Below are 6,564 nucleotides of genomic sequence, written 5' to 3'. Positions count from 1 at the left end.
TGCTGACGCTGCACGACGATCCCACCGCCGCCAACTGCCATGCCGTCGCACTCAGCACAACCCCGGCCAGCACACCGGCCGCCACCAAAGGCCAACGCGCGCCGGCCGCCACCTTGCGTTCCCCGCCGATCGCCGCATCCGGCCGGGCAAACACTTCCGCCGCCGCCTTGCGCAGGATATGGCGCGTCACCTGCGGCTGATTCTCCACATACGCGCCCAGCAAAGCCCGGTCGCACAGCAGATTGATACGGCGCGGCACACCCTTGGCCAGACTGTGCACCAGCCCCATCAACCGGCGCGGAAACGGTGCGATCGCCGCCGCCCCCGCCACCGCCAGCCGATGCTCGATATACGCCCCGGTCTCCGCCTCGCTCAGCGAGCCCAGGTGGTAGCGCGCGATCACCCGCTGCGCCAGCTGCTCCAGCTCCGGCCGCGCCACCATCGCGCGCAGCTCCGGCTGGCCGATCAGGATGATCTGCAACAGCTTGCGCTCGCTGGTCTCCAGATTGGTCAGCAGGCGCAACTGCTCCAGCACTTCCGCCGACAAATTCTGCGCTTCGTCGATGATCAGCACATTGTTGCGGCCCTGCGCATGGCTGGCCAGCAGATAGGCATTGATCGCATCGACGTAACCCTTGACGCTGACCGCCCCCGCGCCCGGCGGCGCCAGCGCGATGCCGAACTCGTCGCAGATCGACAGCAGCAGCTCCTCCACCGACAGCTTGGGATTGAAGATGTAGGCCAGCTTGCAGTTCTCGGGTATCTGCTCCATGAAACAGCGGCACACGGTGGTCTTGCCGGCGCCGATCTCGCCGGTCAGCAGCACGAAGCCGCCGCCGCTGCCGACGCCATACAGCAGATGCGCCAGCGCCTCGCGATGGCGTTCGCTCATGAACAGATAGCGGGGATCGGGGGCGATGGAAAACGGCGACTGCTTCAGATTAAAGAAATGCGTGTACATGAAGGCCCTGGCAAGGCGCTACTTCAAGCGCTGGCGTACCGGCGGCGGTTGCACCGGCGGCAAGGGCTTGAACTTGGCGCAGTAAATCTTGGATTTGGTATCGAAATACACGATGCGGCTGGCCGGCTTGGCCTCGCGCACCGGATAGGCCGAGCTGTCGATTCTCGCATAATGCAGGCCGACCTGGCGAATGATGGCCTGCTCCAGCTCCTCCGGCTTGGCCTCGGCCACGGCGCCGACGAAGATATAGGTGCTGGTATCGTCGCTGACCATGACCTCGGAAATCGCCGTGCCCCACAGATTGGCGCCGTCGGTCTTGAACCAGTAGGCGCCGCCGTCGTGCTTGTAGGCCGGGCCGAAGGCCTTGAGCAGATAATCGTAGTAGTACAGGTTGTCGGTCTGGTCGCGGCACAGCAGGCCGTTGCCGATGATGGTGCCGAAGGTGGTGGGCACCGCCTGGGCGCCGGCCGCGCAGCAAGCGGCCACCGCCGCGGCGGCCAGGGCGCCGCGCAGCATGCGCAGTAAGGACGGCATTATAATTTTTGCAGCCAGGACCGGTTGGCGCTGATGCGCGCCTTGGCCGTGGCCGGAAGGGCTTCGTAACAGCCAGGATATTGTTTCAAGGCGCTTTCCCGAATTTCCTTCTGCAAGCCGTTAATCAAAAAAATATACAGCACCGAGCCGTCGTCTGTGTTCTTGGTTCCCATATACCTGATCATGTGCGCTCCTTTGACCCCGGCAATACGTACTGGCGTCCATTATGACATTAACGGTAGCCGCGTACCGAAGTTGAATCACGGTTCAGCCCCGTTTTTTTGCAGTTGATCCCCCCGTTCCGCGCGTCCATCCCATTCCACGCGCCCGCCGCCCGGATTTGCCCTATCGTTCAATCCTCGCCACTTCCCATAATCGAGATAAAAATGAAGCAGACGATCAAACATAGCGCGCTGGTTTCCGCCCTGATGATGGCATCCCTGGCCAGCGTCGCCGCCCGGGCCGACAGCAAACAGGACGACACCATCGGCACCGAAACCCGCACCGTCGCGGCCTTCAGCAGCATCGCCATCAGCGGCCCGTTCCGCGTGATCGTCACTTCGCAGCCCGGCAACAGCATCGAACTGTCCGGCCTGCGCCGCAAGTTTGCCGAAATTGAAACGTCGGTCAGCGGCGACACCCTCACCGTGCGCCAGCCGCGCAGCAAAACCAAGGGCTGGAACTTCAACTTCAGCTGGGGCAAGGAGAGCAAGCCGCCGATGACCATCCGCATCAGCGCGGCCGGCCTGAAAAGCCTACGCAACTCCGGCAGCGGCGATGTTGATCTGCAACAGTTCCAGGGTCAGCAGCTGTCGTTGACGTCCGAAGGCCCGGGCGACGTGCACGCCAGCGGCAGCGTGCGCGACCTGACGGTGACGGCCTCCGGCAGCGGCGACGTCGACCTGCGCACCCTGAAGGCGGCCAGCCTGAACCTGGTGATGAGCGGCCCCGGCGACGTCAGCGCCAGCGGCATGACGCAGGATGTGAACCTGGCCGTCAGCGGCTCGGGCGACCTCGACATCGACGACCTGCACGCCGGCAAGATCAACGCCGCCGTGCGCGGGCCGGGCTCGGTGTCCCTGCACGGCAGCAGCAAGGAGATCCGCGCCGAAGTGTCGGGCTCGGGCGACCTGGAAGCGTGCTCGATGAACACCGAAGCGGCCAGCGCCATGCTGCGCGGCCCGGGCGAAGCCTGCCTGGCCGGCACCATCAAGAAATTCGACGCCGAAGTGCACGGCTCGGGCGACCTGACGGTGCGCGGCCTGCAGGCGCCGAGCGCGCGCGCCATGCTCAGCGGTCCGGGCAATATGAACCTGTCCGGCAGCGTGGGCGTGCTCAGCGCGGAAGTCAGCGGTTCGGGGGATCTGGAAGGGCAAGCGCTGCAGGTGGAGCGTGCCGTCACGCGCAGCCGCGGGCCGGGCAACATCTACCTGAACAAGATCAGCGACGCGCTTGATGCCGAGCTCAGCGGCTCGGGCGATTTGAACGCCACGGCGGCGTGCAAGAACGTCAAGCTGAACATGCACGGCCCCGGCGAGGTCAAGCTCAACGGCAAGACCGACAGCCTGGTCGCGCAACTGAGCGGTTCCGGCAGCCTGAACGCGCGCCAGCTGTGGACCAGCCAGGCCGACGTCAAGGTGAGCGGCCCCGGCAACGCCACCGTCACCGTCGCCGACAAAGCCGTCACCTACGACCGCAAAGGCATGAGCCGGCGCGATTGAAAATGGGGTCAAGTCTGACATTCGGACACGAACTCTGCCGTAAGCGGGGCTTACGGCAGAGTTCGTGTCCGAATGTCAGACTTGACCCCAATGTTTTTAATCGAAGCAGAGGCGCTTCTTGGTGGCGGCGATCAGTTTGTCGTCGTACGGATGCAGGTTCTCGATGAACAGCAACTCCGTCTCATCCGGCTCTTCCAGACACATCGCCAGCATCATCGGACCATCCTCCATCCGCCCGATAAAATGCTTGGGCCAGCGGTTCTTGCGGTTCGCCTTCATCACTTCCATCCCCAGCTTGGCCAGCGGCGCCTTCACGCCGGCAGCCAACGCTTCCTTCTGCCAGTCGTCCCAGTAATCGTTCATCATCTTGCTTTCAAAAGTGCACTAAAGCCATAGTGTACTCCCTCGACCGCCTTCCCTACCAAATGCAGACCAAAGTGGCATGCAAATACGACACCCGACCACTTCCCGCAAAATTCATCAATACATAATAAAAACAACGACTTACAAATACATTCCAAGTCGACAACGCCAGTCCACTTCAATATTTTCTAATACCAGTTAAATACCTGTTGACAAGCTGGTTTGCCAAACATATAGTGCCCTCACCACGGGCTATCCCGGCACGGAATTCTCGGATAATCATGATCGAATTTTTAATCGGCGTTGACGGCGGCGGCACTGGCACCCGCGTGCGTCTGGCCCGCACCGACGGCGTAGAACTGGCCGAAGGCGTCAGCGGCCCATCGGGCCTGATGCACGGCATCGCCAACGCCTGGGCCTCCGTCGAGGAGGCCACCGCCATGGCCTTCCGCGCCGCCGACCTGCAACTGCCCGGCAAGGACAAGATCGCCATCGGCCTCGGCCTGGCCGGCGTGCACAACCGCGCCTGGGCGGCCGAGTTCGTCGCCGCCAATCCCGGCTACGCCCGCGTGGCGCTGGAAACCGACGGCCACACCACCGTGCTCGGCGCGCATCGCGGCCAGCCCGGCTCCATCATCGCCCTCGGCACCGGCAGCGTCGGCGAGATCAAACGCGCCGACGGCGTCCATGTCGAAGTGGGCGGCTGGGGCTTCCCCGCCGGCGACGAAGCCAGCGGCGCCTGGATCGGCCTGCGCGCCATCAACCACGTGCAGCAGGTGCTGGACGGCCGCATGCCGGCCACCCCCTTCAGCGCCGACCTGGCGCAAGCCTGCGGCGGCGGCCGCGACGCGCTGCAGAACTGGCTGGCCAAGGCCACGCAAACGCAGTACGCGCAACTGGCGCGCATCGTGCTGCAGCACGGCGAATCGAACGACACCGCGCGCGCCATCCTGCTCGAAGCGGGCCGCCAGGTGGAGTTGATGGGCAACGCGCTCGACGCCGGCGGCAAGCTGCCGATCGCGCTGTGCGGCGGACTGGCGGCGCCGTTGCGCCCCTATCTGCCGGTCTCGATGTTGAAGCGGATCGTCACGCCGCAAGGCGATTCCGCGGCAGGTGCCTTGCGGCTGATCCAACAACGTCTGAAGGAGTAAGCCTGTGCTAGCCCAGTTGAGCGATTTCCAGCCCGATGCCGAAAGCGACACCCCCCTCTACATGCAGCTGGCGAACAAGCTGTCCGACGGGATCGCCGCCGGCGACTGGCGTGCCAACGAGGCCCTGCCGTCCGAGCGCGTGCTGTCGGACATGCTCAACATCTCGCGCGTGACCGCGCGCAAGGCGATCGACATGCTGTGCGACCGCGGCATGCTGACCCGCAAGCGCGGCTCCGGCACCTACATCACGCCGAAACTGGAGCAGCCCTTATCCCGCCTGACCAGCTTTTCCGAAGAGCTGCGCGAACGCGGCTTCACCGCCGGCTCGCGCTGGCTGCAGCGCGACATCGGCATCGCCTCGCCGATCGAGCTGCTGTCGCTCGGCCTGTCGCCCAATATGCCGGTCGCGCGCCTGAAGCGCCTGCGCACCGCCGACGACGTGGTGATGGCGATCGAAACCACCACCATCCCGGCCCAGTACATGCCGAATCCGCACAGCGTGACCGATTCGCTGTACGGCTACCTGGAAGCCAACGGCACCATCCCGATGCGCGCGCTGCAGCACATCCGCGCCGTCAACGCCAGCGTCGAACAAGCGCGCCTGGCCAACATACCTGCGGGCGCGGCGATGCTGCACATCACCCGCGTCAGCTATCTCGACAACGGCGCGGCGGTGGAACTGACCCACTCGTATTGCCGCAGTGATTATTATGAATTCGTAGCGGAGTCGCGCAGATGAGCAGTGCAATCCAAGGCAATATCCTGACATCGGCGGGCTGGGTCCGCGGTGAGATCAGCTTCAGCGAGCGCATCGCCGCCATCCACGGCAGCAGCACCGATCCGTCGAACAACGAAGACGTCTATATCCTGCCTGGCTTTATCGACCTGCACGTGCACGGCGGCGGCGGCAAGGACGTGATGGAAGGCGGCGACGCCGTCCACACCATCGCCGCCATCCATGCGCAGCACGGCACCACCAGCATGCTGGCCACCACCATGACGGCGCCGCCGGAAGACATCGACCTGGCGCTGCAAGGCATAGGCAAAGCCGCCGCCCTGCGCGGCAAAGGCGAAGCGCGCGTGCTGGGCGTGCACCTGGAAGGCCCGTTCATCAACTCCGGCAAGCTGGGAGCACAGCCGCCGTACGCGCGCACCGCCAAGCTGGCCGATGTCGAACGCCTGGAAGCGATCGCCCCGATCAAACTGATCACCGTGGCGCCGGAAATCGGCGGCCACCTGGAGCTGGTGCGCGAACTGTCCGACGCCGGCATGCGCGTGCAGATCGGCCACACCCTCGGCACCTACGAGGACGGCGTGGCCGCGCTGGAGCACGGCGCGCACGGCTTCACCCATTTGTTCAACGCCATGACCGGCCTGCATCACCGCGAGCCCGGCATGGTCGGCGCCGCGCTGGCCCACGCGCAATACGCCGAATTCATTCCCGACCTGCTGCACGTGCATCCGGGCGCCATCCGCACCGCGCTGCGCTGCATCCCGCACCTGTACTGCGTGACCGATTCGACCGCCGCCACCGGCATGCCGGACGGCGAGTACATGCTGGGCCGCCACACCGTCATGAAGTGCATGGGCGGCGTGCGCCTGCCCGACGGCACGCTGGCCGGCAGCACCCTCACCATGGACCAGGCGCTGCGCAACCTGGTCGGACTCGGCCTCGATCTGGCGGATGCCTCGGCGCGGGTCTCAACGTATGCGGCCGACTATCTCGGCCTGCAAGAGCGGGGCCGCCTGGCCCCCGGCGCCTACGCCGACTTTGTGGTGCTCGACCGTGACCTGAATCTCAAAGCCGTCTATATCGAAGGAGAATTGTTGTGAC

The 6,564-nt window shown here is 64.9% G+C and carries 8 protein-coding genes; 4 read left to right on the top strand and 4 right to left on the bottom strand.

Annotated elements, in window-relative coordinates:
- The 3 genes from DUGA2_RS05195 to DUGA2_RS05185 all read right to left on the bottom strand — a co-directional run.
- On the bottom strand, window positions 1-961 hold a 961-nt coding region (locus DUGA2_RS05195), incomplete at its 3' end, for an ExeA family protein (RefSeq protein WP_168167760.1).
- An 18-nt stretch (window positions 962-979) separates the two neighbouring features.
- Complete coding sequence (locus tag DUGA2_RS05190) at window positions 980-1,495, bottom strand: hypothetical protein (RefSeq protein ID WP_070267637.1); 516 nt, start codon at window positions 1,493-1,495, stop codon at window positions 980-982.
- Entirely contained in the window at window positions 1,495-1,668 is a 174-nt protein-coding gene (locus tag DUGA2_RS05185; RefSeq protein ID WP_229214593.1) for a hypothetical protein, read from the bottom strand. The genes DUGA2_RS05190 and DUGA2_RS05185 overlap by 1 nt, the downstream gene beginning before the upstream one ends.
- A 213-nt stretch (window positions 1,669-1,881) precedes the next feature.
- On the opposite strand from DUGA2_RS05185, the gene DUGA2_RS05180 reads away from it, so the two are divergent.
- Window positions 1,882-3,216, top strand: a complete 1,335-nt coding sequence (locus DUGA2_RS05180) for a head GIN domain-containing protein (RefSeq protein WP_070267636.1) — start codon at window positions 1,882-1,884, stop codon at window positions 3,214-3,216.
- A gap of 96 nt (window positions 3,217-3,312) precedes the next feature.
- On the opposite strand, the gene DUGA2_RS05175 is transcribed toward DUGA2_RS05180, so the two are convergent.
- On the bottom strand, window positions 3,313-3,582 hold the full coding sequence (locus DUGA2_RS05175) for a hypothetical protein (protein ID WP_070267635.1): 270 nt from the start codon (window positions 3,580-3,582) through the stop codon (window positions 3,313-3,315).
- Window positions 3,583-3,860: 278 nt separating this feature from the next.
- Here DUGA2_RS05175 and DUGA2_RS05170 point away from each other — a divergent pair, with 278 nt between their 5' ends.
- From DUGA2_RS05170 to nagA, 3 genes are read left to right on the top strand one after another with little or no spacing between them, the layout of a single operon-like run.
- Entirely contained in the window at window positions 3,861-4,730 is an 870-nt protein-coding gene (locus tag DUGA2_RS05170) for a BadF/BadG/BcrA/BcrD ATPase family protein (RefSeq protein WP_070267633.1), read from the top strand.
- A 4-nt stretch (window positions 4,731-4,734) separates the two neighbouring features.
- A complete protein-coding gene (locus DUGA2_RS05165; RefSeq protein WP_083296214.1) occupies window positions 4,735-5,469 on the top strand; it encodes a GntR family transcriptional regulator in 735 nt (244 codons plus the stop codon).
- Complete coding sequence (gene nagA, locus DUGA2_RS05160; protein ID WP_070267632.1) at window positions 5,466-6,563, top strand: N-acetylglucosamine-6-phosphate deacetylase; 1,098 nt, start codon at window positions 5,466-5,468, stop codon at window positions 6,561-6,563. Before DUGA2_RS05165 ends, nagA begins: the two co-directional genes overlap by 4 nt.
- Window position 6,564 lies beyond the last annotated feature (1 nt).

Source organism: Duganella sp. HH101 (genome assembly GCF_001758795.1).
In the GTDB taxonomy this organism is placed as follows: Bacteria; Pseudomonadota; Gammaproteobacteria; order Burkholderiales; family Burkholderiaceae_D; genus Rugamonas; species Rugamonas rivuli.
Note: the sequence above shows the minus strand (reverse complement) of the source record. Positions and strands in the feature narration are given on the sequence as shown.

Excerpts from the sequence above, each read along its gene's own strand:
- DUGA2_RS05185 (WP_229214593.1), bottom strand. The coding sequence starts at position 1,668 with ATGGGAACCAAGAACACAGACGACGGCTCGGTGCTGTATATTTTTTTG.
- nagA (WP_070267632.1), top strand. The coding sequence starts at position 5,466 with ATGAGCAGTGCAATCCAAGGCAATATCCTGACATCGGCGGGCTGGGTC.
- DUGA2_RS05175 (WP_070267635.1), bottom strand. The coding sequence starts at position 3,582 with ATGATGAACGATTACTGGGACGACTGGCAGAAGGAAGCGTTGGCTGCC.
- DUGA2_RS05170 (WP_070267633.1), top strand. The coding sequence starts at position 3,861 with ATGATCGAATTTTTAATCGGCGTTGACGGCGGCGGCACTGGCACCCGC.
- DUGA2_RS05180 (WP_070267636.1), top strand. The coding sequence starts at position 1,882 with ATGAAGCAGACGATCAAACATAGCGCGCTGGTTTCCGCCCTGATGATG.
- DUGA2_RS05190 (WP_070267637.1), bottom strand. The coding sequence starts at position 1,495 with ATGCCGTCCTTACTGCGCATGCTGCGCGGCGCCCTGGCCGCCGCGGCG.